Here is a 17,046-nt window from a genome sequence, read left to right on the forward strand (position 1 = left end):
GCGACATCGAAGCGCCGCCGCGTCGCGCCCCGCTCAATCCCGCTTCCGGAAAAAGGCGTCGGCCGCCGAGCGCGAAGCGGTCTTCTTGAGGCGCGCCTCGCCCAGCCTGGCGATCTCGGCCTCCAGCAGGGCCACCCGCTCATCGATCTCCGCCACGGAAAGCTGCGAAAGATCCTGCCCGATCTCATGGACGCGCTTGGGCGCCGGGCGATCGTCCTCGATAAATCCAGCCATGGCAGCCTCGCCTTGCAACGGTTGCGACGGGCAGACTAAAGCATCGTCCAGAAAAGTGGATGCCGGTTCGGTGGTCACAGCCGCGCGCCGCGCGCCGACCGCCCCTCGCCAGGAGAGCGCCATGACCACCCTGCCCCAGACCATGACCGCGATCGGTTTCGAGGCCCCCGGCGGCCCCGACGTCCTGAAGCCGCAGCAGCGGGCGGTGCCGCAGCCCGGCCCGGGCGAGGTGCTGGTCGCGGTCGCCTTCGCCGGCATCAACCGGCCGGACGTGCTGCAGCGCATGGGCGGCTATGCGCCTCCGCCCGGCGCTTCCGATATTCCGGGCCTCGAATTCGCCGGCACCGTGGTCGGCCTCGGCGAAGGCGTCTCGCGCTACCGGCAGGGCGAGCAGATCTGCGGCCTCGTCGCCGGTGGCGGCTATGCCGAGTACCTCGTCGTCCACGAGAGCAATGCCCTGCCGATTCCCGCCGGCCTTTCGCTGGAAGAGGCCGGCGCCATTCCGGAGACCTATTTCACCGTCTGGAGCAACGTCTTCCAGCGCGGCGCCTTGAAGAGCGGCGAGAGCTTCATGGTTCATGGCGGCACATCCGGCATCGGCACCACGGCGATCCAGCTCGCCAAGGCCTTCGGCGCGACGGTTCTGGCAACCGCGGGATCGGACGAAAAATGCCGGGCCTGCCGCGATCTCGGTGCCGACCACGCCATCAACTACCGCAGCGAGGATTTCGTCGCCGCCGCCAAGGTCGCGACGGGCAAGCGCGGCGTCGATCTGATCCTCGACATGGTCGGCGGCGACTATATCGCGCGCAATTACGAGGCCGCGGCCGAGAGCGGCCGCATCGTCCAGATCGCCTTCCTCAACGGGCCGAAGGCCGAGGTCGATTTCCGCCGTCTGATGATGAAGCGCCTGACCCATACCGGCTCGACGCTGCGCCCGCGGACCATCGCCGAGAAGGCTGCGATCGCAGCCGAGCTGGAAGCCAAGGTCTGGCCCCTGCTGGCGCAGGGGCGCTGCAAGCCGGTGATCCATGCCCGCTTCCCGCTGGCGCAGGCGGCGGAGGCGCATGCGCTGATGGAGAGCAACGCCCATATCGGCAAGATCGTGCTGACGATCTGAACGGCCGGTGCGACCCGCGCCTGCCTGGAAAGCCTCACCAGCGCAGCAGCCTTCGCCCGATCAGAAAACCGGCGCCGGTCACGATCGAAGCCGCGATCGGATACCAGGCCAGCACGAAGAGCGGGCTGTCGTCGGTGCAGTTCGCCGCATAGAAGCTCGCTCCGATACCGCTCGCCACAAGTCCCGCCAGGGCGCCTGCCAGACCCGGATCGGACGGTGCGCCCTGCCGCAAGCCGGCAAGTATGCAGGCGAGCGGCCCCGCGGAGAGCAGCGGGATAAGGGTCAGACAGAACATTGCGTTCTCGCCGATCAGGCTGGGCAGCCACTGCTCTTCGGGAATTCGCGTCAGCTCGACGGCCACGGCGCCGAGAAGCAACGCCGGCGCGAGCATCATCAGGAGCCCCGGATAGGACCGGGCGAGGCCAGGGCGGCTCAACCGGAACACGCTCCACAGGGCCGTGCTCGCCAGCGCGGCCGTGACGACGAATTTGAACAGGAAACGCCCGCTCTGCATCGCCTCCTGAAAATCGGGCCGCACACCGATCGCGACGAAGAACAGGATCGCCGCCGCGACGACCGCAGCGCCGAACGATAGCGCCAGGACGGAGCGGAACGGCCGGATCGGGCCGGCATCGTTCGCCAGCATTGCGATGAGATCATCAGTCTTCACGTAAGCGATCCCGGTAAAGAGCGCCCAGCGTCTTGAGCGCGCGATGCAGGGCGACGCGGACCGCCCCTTCCGTCATTCGCAAGCGCCCGGCCGTTTCCCGGATGGAAACGCCCTCGATCGAGATCGACCGGACAATCTCTTCCTGCGCCGGCTTGAGCTCTGCAAGCAGCCTGTCGATCTCACTCGCACTGAGCTCCGGCGCAGTGTCGTCGAGCGGCAGACGATCCGCGACATCCTCGATCGGAACGCTGACGTGCCGCCCTCGCCTGCGCATCGTATCGATGAGCTTGTGCCGGGCAACCGCTGCGATCCAAGGCACGACCGGCCGCGCGGGATCCCAGGTCCCGCGCTTGAGATGGATGGCCAGCAACGCTTCCTGCACGACGTCCTCGATCTCGCTTTCGTTTCCCGAGCCACGGCAGCCGGAACGGACGACCGTTCTGACGAACGGGGCGATTGCCTGCAGAAATCGTCGATAGGCATCCGCATCGCCAGCCATGGCCAAGCGGAGCCACATGGCCCAGTCATTTTCGCGCAGCGACGAGTTCATTCTCCGCTTCCTACGAAGCAGGGTCGCAACTTGTTACATCCATCGCCGACGGCGGCCGCCTTGATCGGTCGCATATGGCCGGGGCCGTCGCAGCCCCGGGCCCGAAAGCGCTCGTCCGCGCGCCTCCGATTTGTCACCCGTCCGAGATTGCGGAGCACGCGATCAGAAAAGCTCCCGGCGCTGTAACAGCCGGTCCCCGCCCTGCGTATAGGCTTTGTGTCCGGCTCCATGGGCACGATTGCAACTCTAGTCGGAGAATTCCCATGACCGTCAAGTCTGCCGTCAGCTCCGCCCTTCTCGCAAGCGCCATGGCGACGGCGCTGGCTTCGCTTGCGAGCGCCGCACCGCTGAGCAAAGCCGAAGGCGAGGCCGCCGTCGCGGCCAAGAAGGAGAAGTGCTACGGCGTCGCCCTGAAGGGCCAGAATGACTGTGCCGCCGGCCCCGGCACCACCTGCCAGGGTTCCTCCACCGTCGATTTCCAGGGCAATGCCTGGAAGTTCGTCCGCGGCGGCACCTGCGCCTCGATCACCCTGCCGAACGGCAAGCAGGGCTCGCTGAAGCCGCTCTGATCGCTGTCTCCACGAACCGGAAAGCGCAGAGGACGTCATGACGGCAGATCTCGCATCCGGGCCCGCACCCGCGGCCCACCCTCTCCGCTTTCCGGAACATGGCGTCTCCGGCCTGGCGGGCACGAGCTTCAAACCCGAGCATCTTCGCAGCATCCTGAGCGAAAGGGGGCCAAGGGGCTTCTTCGAAGTCCATGCCGAGAACTATATGGGCGCGGGCGGGCCGCCGCACCGCGCCCTGGAAGCCATACGCAGGGACAATCCATTGTCTCTGCACGGCGTCTGCATGTCGCTCGGCGGCCCCCAGCCGCTCGATCGGGAGCATCTGGCGGGCTTCAGATCGCTGGTCGAGCGCTACGAGCCTGCGCTGGTATCGGAGCATCTCGCCTGGTCGACCCATGAGGCGACGTTCTTCAACGACCTCCTGCCGCTGCCCTACACGGCGGAGAGCCTGGCCTGGGTCTGCGACCATATAGACCAGATGCAGGAGGCGATCGGCCGGACGATCCTGCTCGAAAACCCGTCAACCTATCTGATTTTCGAGGAATCGACGATGAGCGAGACCGAGTTCATCCGGGCGATCGTCGCGCGCACCGGCTGCGGCCTGTTGCTCGACGTCAGCAACGTCTTCGTCTCGGCGACCAATCACGGCACGTCGGCGCTGGACTATCTCGCCGATTTTCCGCTCGCCCATGTCGGCGAGATTCATCTCGCCGGCCATGCCGAGCAGAGCGACGACGAGAACGCCCTGCTGCTGATCGACAGCCATGACGGGCCGGTGCCCGACGGCGTCTGGCGGCTCTACGAGATCGTGCTCGGTCGCTGCGGCCCGCGCCCGACGCTGATCGAGTGGGACAGCAAGATTCCGGATTGGCCCATACTCAAGGCCGAGGCGATGGCGGCCCAGCGCCTGCTGGATCGCCATGCCGGCCAGGCGAGCTTGCGCCATGCGGTCTGATATCCGCATCGGCCCGTCCGCCGGGAACGACGGCTCCTATGCCTCGGCCTTCGCACCCGGCTTGAACGATCCCGAGCGCCAGACCCCGGCGCTCGTTTCCGGTCCGGGCGGCAAGAAGGCGGTCAAACGCTACAATGTCTATCGCAACAACGTGACCGTCGGCCTGATCGACGCACTGGCCGCGATCTACCCCGCGACACGGCGCATCACCGGGGATGAGTTTTTCCGCGCCATGGCGCGCTTCCACATCCGGCAGACACCACCGAAATCGCCGCTCCTCTTCGATTACGGTCGCGATTTCCCCGACTTCATCGCAGGTTACGCATATGCGGAAGCGATGCCCTGGCTGGCCGACACGGCCCGGATCGAGCGGGCCTGGCTCGATGCCTATCACGCGGCGGATGCCGAGCCCCTGCCGCCGGGCGCCTTCGCCTCCATACCGCCCGAAAGCCTGGCTGATGTCTCGGTCGCGCTTCATCCGTCGACACGGGTGGTGCGCTCGCGCTACGCGGCTCTCACGATCTTCGCCGCCAACCGCTCCCCCGAGCCGGTCGGGGCGATCAACGCCGCCGAAGCGGAAGAAGGGCTGATAACCCGGCCGGACCTCGACGTGATCGTCACACGCCTTCCGGCCGGCGGTGCGGCGCTCATCGAGGCCTTGGCCGCCGGCCTCACGCTCGGCGTGGCGATGGCGACCGTCCTCGCTTCCGACCCCCACTTCGATATCGCCGCGGCCCTTGCCGGCATCGTCGAGGCTGGCGCCGTCACCGCCCTATCTCCCGGAGACGCCCGATGACTCCTTTGCCGGAGCCGAAGCCCATCGACGCGAGAAACGGACGCAGCCCAACTCTGAACGAGATGGCCAATGCGGCGATCCGCGCAATGACGCCCCATGTTCTCGTGCAACTGACACTGCGCCTTGCCCTGGCCGTGCCGTTCTGGCGTTCCGGCATACTGAAATGGGACGGCTTCCTCCAGATCGGCGACACCGCCGTAACGTTCTTCACCGATGAATTCATGCTTCATCTGCCGGGCGGCCCCTACCCCTTCCCCGCGCCGGTGCTCATGGCGATTCTCTCGGGAATCGCCGAGCTGGCGCTGCCCTGTCTGCTCGTCCTTGGTCTCGCGACACGCTTCGCGGCCTTCTGCCTGCTTTTGATGACCGCGATCATTCAGCTGACCATCCCCGATGGCTGGCCGCTGCATCTGACCTGGGCAGCCATGGCGCTCGCGATCATGTCGGGAGGGCCGGGCTCGCTCTCGGTCGATCGCAGGCTGAAACGATAGACCGGGCGGTCGATCGAAAACAGCAGAAGAAAGCGGCTCGCCGTGGACAGTCGCCGGCTGTTCGCCTATAACGCCGCGATCCTCCTCATCGTCGATGATTTGGATGACCGGCCGGGGCGGCCGGTCGGCGCATGAGAGCTTTTGCCCGCGACACTTCAGGAGACGAGCCCGTGTCTACATCGCCGCTGATGCCGAAAGCCACCGCGGTCTGGCTGGTCGAAAACACCTCGCTGACCTTCGAGCAGATCGCCGAGTTCTGCAAACTCCACCCGCTCGAGGTGCGTGGCATCGCCGATGGCGAAGTCGCCGCCGGCATCAAGGGGCTCGACCCGATCACCTCCGGCCAGCTCACCCGCGAGGAACTCGAGCGCGCCGCCAAGAACCCGAACCACCATCTCAGGCTCGCCGAGCGCAAGGTCAAGGTACCGGAGATCAAGCGTGCCAAGGGGCCGCGCTACACCCCGGTGTCGAAGCGCCAGGACCGGCCGAACGCCATCCTCTGGCTGCTGCGCAATCATCCCGAGCTCAAGGACGCGCAGATCATCCGCCTCGTCGGCACCACCAAGTCGACCATCGCGCAGATCCGCGATCGCACCCACTGGAACACTCAGACCCTGACGCCGGTCGACCCGGTCAGCCTCGGCCTCTCCTCGCAGATCGACCTCGATTTCGAAGTCGCCCGCGCCGCCAAGGATCGCCCGGCCGCGCTCGCGGCGGAGACCGGCTCGACCCTACTCTCGGCCGAGGAGACCACGGCTCCGGAGCCCGTACCGGCCAGCCAGCCCTTCGCCGATATGAGCAAGCCGAAGCGCGAGGAAGAGGCGGCGATCGACGTCGACTCCGTCTTCGCCAAGCTCAAGCAGATGAAGCGCCCGGTCGAAGAGGACGACGAGTTCTGAGTCGCCCTCCCCGGCGCCGGGACAGGATCGGAGCGGTCGTCAGGCCGCCCCGAGTTCCTCGCTTGCAGCAATCAGACCGTCGCGCACGGCGACGGACGACTTGACGATGCCCCGGCGCTCGCGCGCGCCGACCCGGCTATAGGCGGCCCCGCCGGGCTCGCCGCCATAGAGCGCATCGACCACCGCCTTCGCCGCCGCGAAGCTCTTGTCGACCTCCTGCGCCAGCGCCGGCTTCTTCGCCGCGACGCTCACGGCGAAGGGACGGTACTGGCTCTCGATGCCCGCGAGATTGTAGCGGAAGATCAGCAGGCTGCGGTCCGACCAGGTTTCCTCCTCGCCCGAGATCTTCTTGGCGCCGATCTCGTTCGCGAGCGCGATCATGCCCTTGAAACTGTCCTTGGCCGAGAAGCGCTCGCGCTCGTTCAGCGCCTTGTCGAGCGCTGCGACCGAGGCTTCCAGCCCACGCGCCAGCGGCAGCGCGGCCGCGAGATCGCCCTCACCGAACAACAGCGCCTCGATCTTGTGGAAGCCCTTGAAGCCCGGATCGGTATCGCCGAGATCATGAGCATAGGCGCGGGAGTCGATGTCCTTGTCGATCTCCTCGAAATTCGCCGCCAGCACCTCGATCTCCTCGTAGGGCGCACGAGAGGCGACATAAGCCGCCTCGGCAGCCGCGCGATCGCTGCCCGACAGGGCTTTGGTCAGCGCCGCCACCAGCGGCTTCTGCTCGGCGTTGCGCTTGCGGAAATAGGCGAGACCGGCATCCACCGCCGCCGCTTGCGGCTCGGCGGCCGCCGTCGCCCGCGGCAGCACCGTGGCTGCGAGGAGCCCGGCCGAAGCGAGAACGAGGTCCCTGCGACTGGCATTCATGAGCAAATTCCTTTCCTGCGAAGAGACCGCAGAATAGGATCATGAACGAAGCAATTCTAGCGTATATATAGAAATCATAACTAGAATACTTATAGTATTTGAACTACACAAACGCCAACCGGAAAAGCACCGACCATGACCGGCAAGCCGGCCTCATCCGGCTTGCCGAGGCTCCCTCGCTTTGCCAATCTTTGGTGATGACGCCGTCCGCAGCCGATCTCGCCTTCACCTTCCTGGGGACCGGTGCGCCGCCGGTCAGCCTGCGCCGGGCCGGCCCGGCGCATCTCGTCGAGGCCGGCGGCACCAGCGTCCTGATCGATTGCGGCTCGGGTGTCAGCCAGCGCCTCATCGCCGCCGGCCATGCCGGCGCCAGGATCGACGCGCTGATCGTCACCCATGAACATTCCGACCATCTGGTCGATTTCTACCAGTTGGTGGTTTCGTCCTGGCATCAGGGCCGAGACCGCCCCTGGCGCGTGCTGGCCCCTGCCCCCGCGCTCGCCAATATGCGCGGGCAGTACGAGGCCTTCGCCCGCGAGCGCGCCCTGCGTGTCGCCTTCGAGAAGCGGCCCGACGCCACGGGCCTGGAAGTCATCTTCGAGGAGTTGCACGAGGGTCCCGTCGCCGGACTGGACGCCCTCCAAGTCAAAGCCTTCCTCGTCGACCACCGCCCGGTCGAACCCGCCTTCGGGCTCGAACTGTCGGCCAATGGCAGCCGCATCGTCTTCTCCGGCGACACCCGCCTGACGCCTTCGCTGGAGCGGGCGGCGCAAGGCTGCGACCTCCTGGTCTGCGAGATCTTCATCGACAGCCAGATGCCGGTCGTCGCCGGGGTGCGCTCGGCGCAAACCGTCGCTTCTGTGCAGAGCTATCACATGACCCCGGCGGTCGTGGCAGGGCTCGCGCTACGCTCCGGCGCCGGAGCCCTGGCCCTGACCCATCTCGTCCCGCCCGGCGCCGACACAGCCGCCCTCGCCGGCGAGATCCGTGCCGGCGGCTATGCCGGCCCGCTGATCATCGGCGAGGATCTGATGCGGCTGGAACTGCCGGGCCGCCTGCTGCGCTGGAACGGCGCGACGATCGGCTTTTGATCACTCGCGACTGGCAAGCTCTCCGTCATTCCCGGCAAGCCGCGGACGCGGCGCAGACCCGGAATCCATCATAGAGCGCTGTTCCCAACGATGGATTCCGGCGCTTCGCTGCGCTACGGTCGGAATGACGAGAGCGTCTACGGTCCAGACTTTTCGGCGCGGCGTCAGCCCAGCCCCCTGCCCTTCAGCGCAATGCCGATCTCGCCCAGCACCGCGATGTCCTCGATCGTCGCCGGCACCGCGTAGTCCTCGCCATCGGCGATCTTCTTCATCGTCGCGCGCAGGATCTTGCCGGAGCGCGTCTTCGGCAGGCGCCCGACGGTGATCGCGATCTTGAACGCGGCGACCGGGCCGATCTTGTCGCGCACCAGCCCGACCAGCTCCTTCTCGACCTGGTCCGGCGCCTGCGTCACCCCGGCCTTGAGCACGACGAAGCCGCAGGGCTGCTCGCCCTTGAGGGCGTCCTTGATGCCGACGACCGCGCATTCGGCGACGGCCGGATGCGAGGCCAGCACCTCCTCCATGCCGCCGGTCGAGAGCCGGTGGCCGGCGACATTGATGATGTCGTCGGTGCGCCCCATGATGAAGACGTAGCCGTCCTCGTCGATGAAGCCCGCATCCGAAGTGTTGTAGTAGCCGGGATAGGCCTCGAGATAGGCGCTGCGGAAGCGGGCATCGTCGTTCCACAGCGTCGGCAGCGCGCCGGGCGGCAGCGGCAGCTTCAGCACGATCGCGCCCATCGTCCCCGCCGCGACCGGCCTTCCGCCCTCGTCGAGGCACTGCACGTCATAGCCCGGCAGCGGCACGCTCGGCGAACCGTGCTTGATCGGCAGCAGGCCGAGGCCGACCGGATTGCCGACGATGCAGGAGCCGGTCTCGGTCTGCCACCAATGGTCGACCACCGGCACCTTCAACACATCCTCCGCCCATTTCAGCGTATCGGGATCGGCCCGCTCGCCGGCGAGGAAGAGCGTGCGGAAATGCGAGAGGTCATAGGCGGCAAGATGCTTCGCCTCAGGATCCTCCTTGCGGATGGCGCGGAAGGCGGTCGGCGCGGTAAACATCGCCGCCACCTTGTATTCCGAGATCACCCGCCAGAAGGCACCGGGATCGGGCGTGCCGACCGGCTTGCCCTCATAGAGGATCGAGGTCGCGCCCTGGATCAGCGGCCCGTAGACGATGTAGCTGTGGCCGACGACCCAGCCGACGTCGGAAGCGGTAAACATCACCTCGCCGGGGCGGATATCATAGAGTTGGCTCATCGTCGCGAGCAGCGCGACCATGTGGCCGCCATTGTCGCGGACCACGCCCTTGGGTTTGCCGGTCGTGCCCGAGGTGTAGAGCACATAGAGCGGATCGGTCGCCGCGACCTCGACGCACTCCGCCTTGCGACCATTGGCCCGGGCGGCGCCGACCATGGCGCGCCAGTTGCGGTCACGCGAGGCATGCATCGAGGCCTCGGCCTGCGGCCGCTGTAGCACGAGGCAGGCCTGCGGCTTGTGGCTGGCGAGATCGATCGCGCCGTCGAGCAGCGGCTTGTACTCGACGATGCGGCTCGGCTCGATGCCGCAGGACGCGGTCAGGATCAGCTTAGGCTTGGCGTCGTCGATCCGCGTCGCCAGCTCCTTGGCGGCAAAGCCGCCGAACACCACCGAATGCACCGCCCCGATGCGGGCGCAGGCCAGCATGGCGAAGGCCGCCTCCGGGATCATCGGCATGTAGATGATGACGCGGTCACCCTTGCCGACGCCGAATTCCTGCAGCACGGCGGCGAGCGTCGCGACCTCGTCGAGCATTTGCGCGTAGCTGTAAGCCGCCTTGGTGCCGGTGACCGGGCTGTCGTAGATCAGCGCCGCCTGCTCACCCCTGCCATCGCGGACATGCCGGTCGAGCGCATTGAAGCAGGTGTTGCAGCTCGCATCCGGGAACCAGCGCCCGTAGATGCCGGCCTCACCGTCGAAGATCCGCTGCGGTGGTCTGATCCACTCGATACCCCCAGCGATCTCGCCCCAATAGGCCTCCGGATCGCGCCGCCAGGCGGAATAGGTTTCGCTGTAGCGGCTTGCATGGCTGGCAGTCATGAAATGCGTTCCTCTTCGCCGGATTTTCGGCCTAGAGCTTGGCTCCGGGCGGGCCGTCTGGGGGCCGGATTTGGCGCGTTGGATCGTGCCCACTCTCTCCCCTTCGGCGCAAGCGTCCGCATGTCAGACTTTCAGCGCAGCCCGTATGGGAGGCGCCGCACCCGCCGGCCGCCCGGCCGCAGCCGTGATGGGCCATGAACTTCGATCTCACCTTCTTTGCCGTCATGGTCCCGGCCGTCGTGCTGATGGGCCTCTCCAAGGGCGGGTTCTCGGGGCTCGGCCTGCTCTCCCTGCCGCTGATGGCGCTGATCGTCTCGCCGGTGCAGGCGGCGGCGATCATGCTGCCGATCCTGATCGTGCAGGATGTCGTCACCGTCTGGTCCTATCGCCGCGAATTCGACCGACGGAACCTCGCGACCCTGATCCCCGGCATGCTGCTCGGCGTGCTTGCCGGCTATCTCCTGGCGGCGAAGGTCTCCGACGCCGCGGTCGGGTTCGCGGTCGGGGTGATCTCGATCGGCTTCGCGCTGCGCCGCCTGCTCGGCGGCAAAGCCACCGCGGCCCCGGTGACCAAGGCGAACTATTCGGCCGGCACCTTCTGGGGCGTGGTCTGCGGCTTCACCAGCATGATCGCCCACGCCGGCGGGCCGCCCTTCCAGATCTATGTGATGCCGCAGCGCCTGCCGCCGGCCGTCTTCGTCGGCACCGGTGCGCTGTTCTTCGCGCTGATGAACTGGATCAAGGTGCTGCCCTATTTCATCCTCGGCCAGTTCAGCCCGCAGAACCTCACCGCCTCGGCCGTGCTCTTCCCGGTCGCGATCCTCTCGACGCTCGCCGGCGTCTGGCTGGTGCGGCGCGTCCCGGCCGAGCGCTTCTACACGCTGATCTACTGGCTGCTGGTCGCAGTCGGGCTGAAGCTGATCTATGAGGGGCTGCGGCCGCTCCTCGGCTGAGCCGCGCCCGCCCCCTTCCCGGCCGGACATTGCGCCGCATCGGCAAAAGGGATGAATTACAGGGCCGCGCCTCGATGGTTAAAGCTGCGGCAACATTCCGGCAGAAGAGCGCCCCGATGACCGCATCGCCCTACGATACCGATCTCGACCGCAACCCCGCGAATTTCCAGCCGCTCTCGCCATTGCCCTTCCTCGAGCGCGCCGCCGCCGTCTTCCCGCAGCAGATCGCCGTGATCCACGGCCCGCTGCGCCGCAATTATGCCGAGCTCTATGCCCGCACCCGCCGGCTCGCCTCGGCGCTGGCGCAGCACGGCATCGGCAAGAACGACACCGTCGCGGCGATGCTGCCGAACACCCCGGCCATGCTCGAATGCCATTACGGCGTGCCGATGTGCGGCGCCGTCCTCAACACGCTGAACACCAGGCTCGACGCGGCGATCATTGCCTTCTCGCTCGATCATGGCGGCGCCAAGGTGTTGATCGCCGACCGGGAATTCTCGAAGACGGTCAAGGAGGCGCTGGCGCTCTGCAAGGTGAAGCCGCTGGTAATCGACTATGATGACCCGGTCTTTGACGGCCCGGGCGAGCGCCTCGGCAGCGTCGAATACGAGGACTTCCTCGCCAAGGGCGATCCCGATTTCGACTGGCTGCTGCCGGGTGACGAATGGGACGCGATCGCGCTGAACTACACCTCCGGCACCACCGGCGACCCCAAGGGCGTAGTCTACCACCATCGCGGCGCCAATCTCCTGGCGACCTCGAACGTGCTGACGGGCGGCATGGGCCGGCACCCGGTCTATCTCTGGACCTTGCCGATGTTCCACTGCAATGGCTGGTGCTTCCCCTGGACGATCTCGCTGCTCGCCGGCACCCATGTCTGCCTGCGTCAGGTCCGGGCCAAGGCGATGTACGACGCGCTCGCCGACCATGGCGTCACCCATATGTGCGGCGCGCCGATCGTGATGTCGACGCTGCTCAACGCGCCCGATGCCGAGCGCCGCAGCTTCCCCCAGAAGGTGAACTTCTTCACCGCCGCCGCGCCGCCGCCGGAGGCGGTGCTCGCCGGCATGGCGCAGGCGGGCTTCCAGGTCGTCCATCTCTACGGGCTGACCGAAGTTTACGGCCCGGCCGTGGTCAACGAGTGGAACGGCGCCTGGGACGCGCTGCCCGGCTCCGAGCAGGCGGCCCTCAAGGCACGCCAGGGCGTGCGCTATCCGGCGCTGGAAGGGCTCGACGTGCTCGACCCCGAGACGATGAAGCCGGTCCCGCGCGACGGCCAGAGCCTCGGCGAGGTAATGTTCCGCGGCAATGTCGTGATGAAGGGCTATCTGAAGAACCCGAAATCGACCAGGGCCGCCTTCGAGGGTGGCTGGTTCCACTCCGGCGATCTCGGCGTCGTCCATCCCGACGGCTATATCCAGCTCAAGGACCGCTCCAAGGACATCATCATCTCCGGCGGCGAGAACATCTCCTCGATCGAGGTCGAGGACGCGCTCTACAAGCACCCGGCTGTGCAGGCCGCCGCCGTCATCGCCCGTCCCGACGAGAAATGGGGCGAGACGCCCTGCGCCTTCGTCGAGCTGAAGCCGGGGCAAACGGCCACGCAGGACGAGATCGTCGCCTGGTGCAAGACCCTGCTCGCCTCGTTCAAATGCCCGCGCACCGTGGTCTTCACCGAAGTTCCGAAGACCTCGACCGGCAAGATCCAGAAGTTCAAGCTGCGCGAGATGGCGCGGGCGCTCTGACGACGTCAGGCAGAGCGGACGCATTGTGAGGCCCGGAGCCGACCGGACAGCATGCCCGCACAAAAAAGCCGGCCCCTTGCGGGGCCGGTGATCGCGCCTGAGCGCGGGATTGATGCGGACCGGCGGCCCGCCCGGAATTCAATGCAACGTCGGTGTCGGCATGGTTTGCCGCACGCGCTCGATCTCATCCTTCAGCAGCAGCTTCTTTCGCTTGAGTTCGGCCACGCCGAGATCGTCGGACGAGGGACTGGCGACCGCCTGGGCGATGGCCTCCTCGAGCTGGCGATGCTTGCGTTCGAGCTCGGCGAGATGGGTCTGCAGCGACATCTGGATCCTCCTGATGAGCGTTCTGGCAAGACAACTCTGACACAGAGCCGGCTTCACGTCTGCGGGGCAGCCGTGCAGCGCAACATGAGTTTTCGTGATCCCTTCCTGGCTTCTTCCAAAGCCGATGATTCGAAGCGGACCACCCTGCGTCACCGTCGCGGCGCTCTTGCCGCGCCGCTCCGGCCTGCGCATAGTCGGCAGCGATCGCGGCGATGTTGAGACGGCTTATGGGATTCGAGTTGAGCGCCGAGGAGATCGAGGTCCTGATGGCCGAGCTGGTGCGGCTGCGCGACGAGCACCGCGACCTCGACAGCGCCATCGACGCGCTGGAACGGCTCGGCGCCATCAACCAGATCCAGGTCCAGCGCCTGAAGAAGCGCAAGCTCTATCTGCGCGACCGCATCGCCCATCTCGAGGACCAGCTCACCCCCGACATCATCGCCTGATCTGGAAGGATTCGGCCCTGCCGCCGATTCCGCCCTTGCTTGCAGCGGCCCCGCCGGTCTAGATCGCCCCCTTCCCCTCCCTTCCGGGAAGCGAGCATTTCATGGCCGATCCGACCCCTCCCGTCGCCATCATCATGGGCAGCCAGTCCGACTGGGCGACCATGCGTCACGCCGCCGAGACCCTCACGGCGCTTGAGATCGGGCATGAGGCGCTGATCGTCTCGGCGCATCGCACGCCGGAGCGCCTGTTCGACTTCGCCAAGGGCGCCAAGGCCAGGGGCTACAAGGTCGTGATCGCCGGTGCCGGCGGCGCCGCCCACCTGCCCGGCATGGCGGCTTCACTGACGCCGCTGCCGGTCTTCGGCGTGCCTGTCGAATCCAAGGCGCTTTCCGGCCAGGACAGCCTGCTCTCGATCGTGCAGATGCCGGCCGGCATCCCCGTCGGAACGCTCGCCATCGGCCGCGCCGGCGCCGTCAACGCCGCCCTCCTCGCTGCCGCCGTTCTGGCCCTCAACGACGCCCCCCTCGCGGAGCGCCTCGATGCCTGGCGCCGGCGCCAGAGCGAGGCCGTCGCGCTCCAGCCGGTGGACGGCCAATGAAACGCCCCGATTCCAGCGGACTTGCCCCCGGCGCCGTGCTCGGCATCCTCGGCGGCGGCCAGCTCGCCCGGATGCTGGCGCTGGCCGCGGCCGATCTAGGCGTCCGCGCCCATATCTTCGCACCCGAGCCTGACAGCCCGGCCTATGAGGTCGCGGCCCGCCACACCATCGGCGCCTATGAGGACGAGGCGGCACTGGCGACCTTCGCCGACGCGGTCGATGTGGTGACCTACGAGTTCGAGAACGTTCCGGCGGCCACCGCCGCCTTCCTCGCGGCGCGCACCCCGCTGCACCCCGGCGCCCGGGCGCTCGCGGTGACGCAGGACCGCCTCAGCGAGAAGCGCTTCGTCTCCGAGCTCGGGCTCGCCGTCGCGCCTTTCCGCCCGGTCGATTCGCTGGCCGAGCTCGAGCAGGCCGTCGCCGCGCTCGGCCGGCCGAGCGTGCTGAAGACGCGCCGCTTCGGCTATGACGGCAAGGGCCAGGTCAAGATCGGCGCCGACACCGATCTCGCTCAGGCCTGGGAAGAGATCGGGCATTTCCCGGCCATTCTCGAAGGCTTCGTCAGCTTCGTCCGCGAGGTCTCGGTCGTCGCGGCCCGCGGGCTCGACGGCAGCTTCGCCGCCTTCGACGTCTGCGAGAACGAGCACCGCGATCACATCCTGGCGCTGACCAGCGTACCGGCGCGCCTCGGCACCGCAGCAGCCGCAACCGCGATCGATGCAGCGAGGCAGATCGGCGAGGCCCTCGGCTATGTCGGTGTCTTCGCCGTCGAGTTCTTCCTCGTCGAGACCAGCTCCGGCGAGCAGGTCGTGGTCAACGAGATCGCCCCGCGCGTCCATAATTCCGGCCACTGGACCAGCGAGGGCGCACAGACCTCACAATTCCACCAGCATATCCGCGCCGTCTGCGGTTTCCCGCTCGGCGCCACGACACGGCGCGGCCATGTCACGATGGAGAACCTGATCGGCGACCGGGTCCATGACTGGCGCGCCATTCTGGCCGAGCCGAACGCGCATCTGCACCTTTATGGCAAGCGCGAGGCACGGCCGGGCCGCAAGATGGGGCATGTCACGCGCATCATCCCCGCGGTCGATTGAACGGCCTCGGAAAGGCCCGATAATCCGGCGTCATCATCCGATTTCCGTGGCGTTGCGGCGTGGACAGGGTCTAGGAATTCTGATATCGGCACGGCCGTTCTGGCAGGTTTTCGTCGAAGGCCAGCCGCCCACTATTCCGGCCAACCCAATAACCACGGACCAAAGACGTGCAGGTTCTCGTTCGGGACAATAATGTCGACCAGGCGCTGCGCGCGCTGAAGAAGAAGATGCAGCGCGAAGGCATCTTCCGCGAGATGAAGCTCCGCGGGCACTATGAGAAGCCCTCCGAGAAGAAGGCACGCGAGCAGGCCGAGGCCGTCCGCCGCGCCCGCAAACTGATCCGCAAGAAGCTCCAGCGCGAGGGCCTGCTGCCCGCGCCGGTGAAGCCGAAGCGCCCCTGAGCGGCCCCAACAGTCCGGCGCCGGCTGCGGCCGAAACAGTCCTGATCCGTCATCCGACCTTCGCCCGCTTTCGCGGGCGTTGTTGCTTTTTCGGGCCGCGTTAACCAAAAGTTGTCACGCTTTCGGCGTTTGATCGCGGATCAGCGCTGCGCCGGGAGCGGGCGGCACAAGAAGGGACATGAGCCGAGAGTGATGAGACAGAGCATCTTCCGAGGCCGGAACTGGCTGGTCGCTATGGGCCTCGCCACCGCACTGGCCGGCTGCGACACGGTCAGCATGAATTCCGGCGCCGGGATCGCCGAGCTGCAGACCGAGAACACGGAAACGGCAAGCGTCAACATCGGCTCGCTGACCGAAGTCATCAACCGCAACCCGAACGATCCGCAGGCGTATAATACCCGGGGCGCCGCCTATGCTCGCATCGGCCGCTATTCGGACGCGATCTCCGATTTCGGCAAGGCGACCCAGCTCGACCCGAACTTCGCGCCGGCTTTCACCAATCGCGCGCTGGCCCTGCGCCAGACCGGCCGCAACGACGGCGCCCTGCAGGATTTCAACCGCGCCACCACCGCTAATCCGAATTACAGCCCGGCCTATATCGGCCGCGCCAATCTGCTGCGCGCTCAGGGCAACAGCCAGCAGGCGCTGGCCGATCTGAACACCGCGATCCGCCTCAATCCGGAATCGGCCGAGGCATTCCATGCGCGCGGGCTGGTCTACCAGAAGGAGGGTCAGCACCAGCATGCCGTCACCGATTTCGACTCGGTGATCGACCGCAACCCTTACAACGCACCGCCCTATATCGCGCGCGGCCAGAGCCTGAACGCGCTCGGAAAGTATGAATCGGCGCTCGAGGACTTCACCGCCGCGCTGAACGTCGACAACCGCAACGCCGACGCCTGGGCCGGCCGCGGCTTCGCCTTCGAGAAACTCGGCAAGAAGACAGAGGCCAGCGAGGCCTATCAGCGCGCGCTCGGCCTCGACGGCAACAACCAGACCGCCCGCGCCGGCCAGAGCCGTCTCGGCGGCGGCGGCCTGTTCCGGATGTAGCGGCACCAGGTCGGCCGCCGCCGGCCTGTAGCATCCGACCGGAAAGTGGAGTCCCCTTTTCGGAAAACTCCGATGCGATGACGATCAGATCGATCGCCGTGA

At 67.0% G+C, this 17,046-nt stretch carries 20 protein-coding genes; 14 read left to right on the top strand and 6 right to left on the bottom strand.

The window, feature by feature from the left end:
• Positions 1 to 33: 33 nt before the first annotated feature.
• Complete coding sequence (locus J0J10_RS27100) at positions 34 to 357, bottom strand: DUF1192 domain-containing protein (protein WP_465247200.1); 324 nt, start codon at positions 355 to 357, stop codon at positions 34 to 36.
• Here J0J10_RS27100 and J0J10_RS12935 point away from each other — a divergent pair.
• The gene (locus tag J0J10_RS12935; RefSeq protein WP_291646938.1) at positions 356 to 1,354 is read left to right on the top strand and encodes an NAD(P)H-quinone oxidoreductase; all 999 of its coding nucleotides are present in this window, start codon (positions 356 to 358) and stop codon (positions 1,352 to 1,354) included. The genes J0J10_RS27100 and J0J10_RS12935 overlap by 2 nt on opposite strands.
• A 34-nt stretch (positions 1,355 to 1,388) precedes the next feature.
• Here J0J10_RS12935 and J0J10_RS12940 read toward each other — a convergent pair whose 3' ends face one another.
• The gene (locus tag J0J10_RS12940; protein WP_291646939.1) at positions 1,389 to 2,024 is read right to left on the bottom strand and encodes an NrsF family protein; all 636 of its coding nucleotides are present in this window, start codon (positions 2,022 to 2,024) and stop codon (positions 1,389 to 1,391) included.
• Positions 2,014 to 2,574 (bottom strand): sigma-70 family RNA polymerase sigma factor, encoded by a 561-nt coding sequence (locus J0J10_RS12945; RefSeq protein ID WP_291646940.1) that lies wholly within the window; start codon positions 2,572 to 2,574, stop codon positions 2,014 to 2,016. Before J0J10_RS12945 ends, J0J10_RS12940 begins: the two co-directional genes overlap by 11 nt.
• 263 nt (positions 2,575 to 2,837) lie before the next feature.
• On the opposite strand from J0J10_RS12945, the gene J0J10_RS12950 reads away from it, so the two are divergent.
• From J0J10_RS12950 to J0J10_RS12970, 5 genes are all read left to right on the top strand, one after another.
• Positions 2,838 to 3,143, top strand: coding sequence for a BufA1 family periplasmic bufferin-type metallophore (locus tag J0J10_RS12950; RefSeq protein ID WP_291646941.1), 306 nt, complete (start codon positions 2,838 to 2,840; stop codon positions 3,141 to 3,143).
• Between the two features lie 37 nt (positions 3,144 to 3,180).
• Positions 3,181 to 4,098, top strand: coding sequence for an MNIO family bufferin maturase (bufB, locus tag J0J10_RS12955; protein ID WP_291646942.1), 918 nt, complete (start codon positions 3,181 to 3,183; stop codon positions 4,096 to 4,098).
• On the top strand, positions 4,088 to 4,894 hold the full coding sequence (locus J0J10_RS12960; RefSeq protein WP_291646943.1) for an HvfC/BufC N-terminal domain-containing protein: 807 nt from the start codon (positions 4,088 to 4,090) through the stop codon (positions 4,892 to 4,894). Before bufB ends, J0J10_RS12960 begins: the two co-directional genes overlap by 11 nt.
• Positions 4,891 to 5,385, top strand: a complete 495-nt coding sequence (locus J0J10_RS12965; protein WP_465247201.1) for a DoxX family protein — start codon at positions 4,891 to 4,893, stop codon at positions 5,383 to 5,385. The genes J0J10_RS12960 and J0J10_RS12965 overlap by 4 nt, the downstream gene beginning before the upstream one ends.
• Before the next feature lie 170 nt (positions 5,386 to 5,555).
• A complete protein-coding gene (locus J0J10_RS12970; RefSeq protein ID WP_291646944.1) occupies positions 5,556 to 6,284 on the top strand; it encodes a DUF1013 domain-containing protein in 729 nt (242 codons plus the stop codon).
• A 39-nt stretch (positions 6,285 to 6,323) separates the two neighbouring features.
• On the opposite strand, the gene J0J10_RS12975 is transcribed toward J0J10_RS12970, so the two are convergent.
• The gene (locus J0J10_RS12975) at positions 6,324 to 7,154 is read right to left on the bottom strand and encodes an EfeM/EfeO family lipoprotein (RefSeq protein ID WP_291646945.1); all 831 of its coding nucleotides are present in this window, start codon (positions 7,152 to 7,154) and stop codon (positions 6,324 to 6,326) included.
• Between the two features lie 197 nt (positions 7,155 to 7,351).
• Between J0J10_RS12975 and J0J10_RS12980 the strand changes: the two genes are divergently transcribed.
• Positions 7,352 to 8,245, top strand: coding sequence for an MBL fold metallo-hydrolase (locus tag J0J10_RS12980; RefSeq protein ID WP_291646946.1), 894 nt, complete (start codon positions 7,352 to 7,354; stop codon positions 8,243 to 8,245).
• Between the two features lie 164 nt (positions 8,246 to 8,409).
• On the opposite strand, the gene J0J10_RS12985 is transcribed toward J0J10_RS12980, so the two are convergent.
• Positions 8,410 to 10,326, bottom strand: a complete 1,917-nt coding sequence (locus tag J0J10_RS12985; RefSeq protein ID WP_291646947.1) for a propionyl-CoA synthetase — start codon at positions 10,324 to 10,326, stop codon at positions 8,410 to 8,412.
• Between the two features lie 194 nt (positions 10,327 to 10,520).
• On the opposite strand from J0J10_RS12985, the gene J0J10_RS12990 reads away from it, so the two are divergent.
• Both J0J10_RS12990 and J0J10_RS12995 read left to right on the top strand, forming a co-directional pair.
• On the top strand, positions 10,521 to 11,279 hold the full coding sequence (locus tag J0J10_RS12990) for a sulfite exporter TauE/SafE family protein (RefSeq protein ID WP_291636918.1): 759 nt from the start codon (positions 10,521 to 10,523) through the stop codon (positions 11,277 to 11,279).
• A gap of 116 nt (positions 11,280 to 11,395) precedes the next feature.
• Entirely contained in the window at positions 11,396 to 13,024 is a 1,629-nt protein-coding gene (locus J0J10_RS12995; RefSeq protein ID WP_291646948.1) for an acyl-CoA synthetase, read from the top strand.
• A 138-nt stretch (positions 13,025 to 13,162) separates the two neighbouring features.
• Here J0J10_RS12995 and J0J10_RS13000 read toward each other — a convergent pair whose 3' ends face one another.
• Positions 13,163 to 13,351, bottom strand: coding sequence for a YdcH family protein (locus J0J10_RS13000; protein WP_291636913.1), 189 nt, complete (start codon positions 13,349 to 13,351; stop codon positions 13,163 to 13,165).
• 227 nt (positions 13,352 to 13,578) lie between these two features.
• Between J0J10_RS13000 and J0J10_RS13005 the strand changes: the two genes are divergently transcribed.
• The 5 genes from J0J10_RS13005 to J0J10_RS13025 all read left to right on the top strand — a co-directional run bounded on the left by J0J10_RS13005 (position 13,579) and on the right by J0J10_RS13025 (position 16,944).
• The gene (locus J0J10_RS13005) at positions 13,579 to 13,797 is read left to right on the top strand and encodes a YdcH family protein (RefSeq protein WP_291636911.1); all 219 of its coding nucleotides are present in this window, start codon (positions 13,579 to 13,581) and stop codon (positions 13,795 to 13,797) included.
• A 101-nt stretch (positions 13,798 to 13,898) separates the two neighbouring features.
• Positions 13,899 to 14,396: a 5-(carboxyamino)imidazole ribonucleotide mutase gene (gene purE, locus J0J10_RS13010; protein ID WP_291636909.1), complete on the top strand. Its 498-nt coding sequence runs from the start codon at positions 13,899 to 13,901 to the stop codon at positions 14,394 to 14,396.
• Positions 14,393 to 15,493 carry a 5-(carboxyamino)imidazole ribonucleotide synthase gene (locus tag J0J10_RS13015; protein ID WP_291646949.1) on the top strand — a complete coding sequence of 367 codons (1,101 nt, stop codon included), beginning with the start codon at positions 14,393 to 14,395 and terminating at the stop codon, positions 15,491 to 15,493. Before purE ends, J0J10_RS13015 begins: the two co-directional genes overlap by 4 nt.
• Positions 15,494 to 15,660: 167 nt before the next feature.
• The gene (gene rpsU / locus J0J10_RS13020) at positions 15,661 to 15,894 is read left to right on the top strand and encodes a 30S ribosomal protein S21 (RefSeq protein WP_291636905.1); all 234 of its coding nucleotides are present in this window, start codon (positions 15,661 to 15,663) and stop codon (positions 15,892 to 15,894) included.
• A gap of 192 nt (positions 15,895 to 16,086) precedes the next feature.
• Positions 16,087 to 16,944 carry a tetratricopeptide repeat protein gene (locus tag J0J10_RS13025; protein ID WP_291636903.1) on the top strand — a complete coding sequence of 286 codons (858 nt, stop codon included), beginning with the start codon at positions 16,087 to 16,089 and terminating at the stop codon, positions 16,942 to 16,944.
• Positions 16,945 to 17,046: the final 102 nt, after the last annotated feature.

The organism is Allobosea sp. (assembly GCF_017308075.1).
Classification (GTDB): Bacteria; Pseudomonadota; Alphaproteobacteria; order Rhizobiales; family Beijerinckiaceae; genus Allobosea.

Excerpts from the sequence above, each read along its gene's own strand:
- J0J10_RS12990 (WP_291636918.1), top strand. The coding sequence starts at position 10,521 with ATGAACTTCGATCTCACCTTCTTTGCCGTCATGGTCCCGGCCGTCGTG.
- J0J10_RS12945 (WP_291646940.1), bottom strand. The coding sequence starts at position 2,574 with ATGAACTCGTCGCTGCGCGAAAATGACTGGGCCATGTGGCTCCGCTTG.
- J0J10_RS12975 (WP_291646945.1), bottom strand. The coding sequence starts at position 7,154 with ATGAATGCCAGTCGCAGGGACCTCGTTCTCGCTTCGGCCGGGCTCCTC.
- J0J10_RS13025 (WP_291636903.1), top strand. The coding sequence starts at position 16,087 with ATGAGACAGAGCATCTTCCGAGGCCGGAACTGGCTGGTCGCTATGGGC.
- J0J10_RS12935 (WP_291646938.1), top strand. The coding sequence starts at position 356 with ATGACCACCCTGCCCCAGACCATGACCGCGATCGGTTTCGAGGCCCCC.
- J0J10_RS12960 (WP_291646943.1), top strand. The coding sequence starts at position 4,088 with ATGCGGTCTGATATCCGCATCGGCCCGTCCGCCGGGAACGACGGCTCC.
- J0J10_RS13015 (WP_291646949.1), top strand. The coding sequence starts at position 14,393 with ATGAAACGCCCCGATTCCAGCGGACTTGCCCCCGGCGCCGTGCTCGGC.
- J0J10_RS13005 (WP_291636911.1), top strand. The coding sequence starts at position 13,579 with ATGGGATTCGAGTTGAGCGCCGAGGAGATCGAGGTCCTGATGGCCGAG.
- J0J10_RS12995 (WP_291646948.1), top strand. The coding sequence starts at position 11,396 with ATGACCGCATCGCCCTACGATACCGATCTCGACCGCAACCCCGCGAAT.
- J0J10_RS12980 (WP_291646946.1), top strand. The coding sequence starts at position 7,352 with ATGACGCCGTCCGCAGCCGATCTCGCCTTCACCTTCCTGGGGACCGGT.
- purE (WP_291636909.1), top strand. The coding sequence starts at position 13,899 with ATGGCCGATCCGACCCCTCCCGTCGCCATCATCATGGGCAGCCAGTCC.
- J0J10_RS12950 (WP_291646941.1), top strand. The coding sequence starts at position 2,838 with ATGACCGTCAAGTCTGCCGTCAGCTCCGCCCTTCTCGCAAGCGCCATG.
- J0J10_RS27100 (WP_465247200.1), bottom strand. The coding sequence starts at position 357 with ATGGCGCTCTCCTGGCGAGGGGCGGTCGGCGCGCGGCGCGCGGCTGTG.
- bufB (WP_291646942.1), top strand. The coding sequence starts at position 3,181 with ATGACGGCAGATCTCGCATCCGGGCCCGCACCCGCGGCCCACCCTCTC.
- J0J10_RS12985 (WP_291646947.1), bottom strand. The coding sequence starts at position 10,326 with ATGACTGCCAGCCATGCAAGCCGCTACAGCGAAACCTATTCCGCCTGG.
- J0J10_RS12965 (WP_465247201.1), top strand. The coding sequence starts at position 4,891 with ATGACTCCTTTGCCGGAGCCGAAGCCCATCGACGCGAGAAACGGACGC.
- J0J10_RS13000 (WP_291636913.1), bottom strand. The coding sequence starts at position 13,351 with ATGTCGCTGCAGACCCATCTCGCCGAGCTCGAACGCAAGCATCGCCAG.